Source organism: Microcystis aeruginosa NIES-4325, from assembly GCF_008974145.1.
GTDB lineage: Bacteria > Cyanobacteriota > Cyanobacteriia > Cyanobacteriales > Microcystaceae > Microcystis > Microcystis aeruginosa_G.
The window spans coordinates 1-1,150 of the sequence record NZ_BJKP01000091.1 but is presented as its reverse complement, the minus strand read 5'-3'; the positions used below and the strand labels follow the sequence as shown (position 1 = coordinate 1,150).

The window sequence follows — 1,150 nt, the reverse complement described above, 5'->3', positions numbered from 1 at the left end:
ATACCAATTCTCCAAAATCTGACTACAAATAGTGTAGAATATCATCTTAGTAGAGTTAAAGGAAAAATATGGCAGGAGTTTCTAAGATAGAAATCAGAGAAAGCGAAGCAGAACTCAAGGAACTGCTCAGACAAGAAAAAACTGGTTCAGGAAAAGAAAGAATACAAGTATTGTACTTATTAAAGACAAAAAAGGCAAAAACGGTGACAGAAGCCGCCGAAATGATCGGGAGAAACAGAGTCACCGTACAAGATTGGGTAGGAAAATACCGTCAAGGGGGATTAGAAAAATTATTGTCGAAAAAAGTGGGTACAGGAAGACCAAGAAAAGTTCCCCAATGGGCAGAAAAAGCCTTAGAAAAAAGATTAAAAGAAAACCAAGGGTTTGATAGTTATGGAGAGATTTGTGAATGGTTAGACAAAAAAATAGGGATAAAAGCAAAGTATAAAACCGTTCATAAATTAGTATATTATAGACTAAAAGCGTCGCCAAAAATAGCGAGACCAAAAAGCCTAGAGCAGTCAGAAGAAAGGTTAGAGTATTTTAAAAAAACTTCTTAGAAAACCTGGCAATGCTGAGTTGGGTGGCAATGATAATGATGGGATTAGAGGGAAAAATTCGCTTTTTATGTGAAGATGAAACTCGAATAGGACTGAAGACTATCAGTGGCAGAAAAATCACAGCAAAAGTGATAAAACCTTATGGGAAGGTGCAGTGGAAATTTCAAGCAACTTATATATATGGAGTGGTAGAGCCGAAGACAGGAGAGCATTTTTTTTACGAATTCACTCATTTAAACAGTCAATGTTTTCAGATATTTTTAGAGTTAGTTGCTGAACATTTTGCCGATAGTATTTTAATCATTCAGTTAGATAATGCTCGATTTCATAAGGCGAAAAAGTTAAAAATTACCGACAACATTATACTGATATTTCAACCGCCCTATTGCCCTGAATCCAATCCAATTGAACAGATTTGGCAATACTTAAAGAAGGGATTGAGATGGAAATTACCAGCTTCTTTAGATGAATTAAGAGAATTAATTACCGAGAGACTGAAAGTTATGACCCAGAAGGTAATTGCTTCGATTACAGGACGTGCTTATATTCTTGAGGCTTTATCTGTAGTCGGTATTTAGAGAATTGGTATA

At 35.5% G+C, this 1,150-nt stretch carries 2 protein-coding genes; both read left to right on the top strand.

The window, feature by feature from the left end:
* The first annotated feature begins 68 nt into the window (after nt 1–68).
* Nucleotides 69–560, top strand: coding sequence for a helix-turn-helix domain-containing protein (locus MiAbW_RS20340; RefSeq protein WP_238707364.1), 492 nt, complete (start codon nt 69–71; stop codon nt 558–560).
* Between the two features lie 35 nt (nt 561–595).
* Nucleotides 596–1,138 (top strand): IS630 family transposase, encoded by a 543-nt coding sequence (locus tag MiAbW_RS20335; protein ID WP_238707363.1) that lies wholly within the window; start codon nt 596–598, stop codon nt 1,136–1,138.
* Nucleotides 1,139–1,150 lie beyond the last annotated feature (12 nt).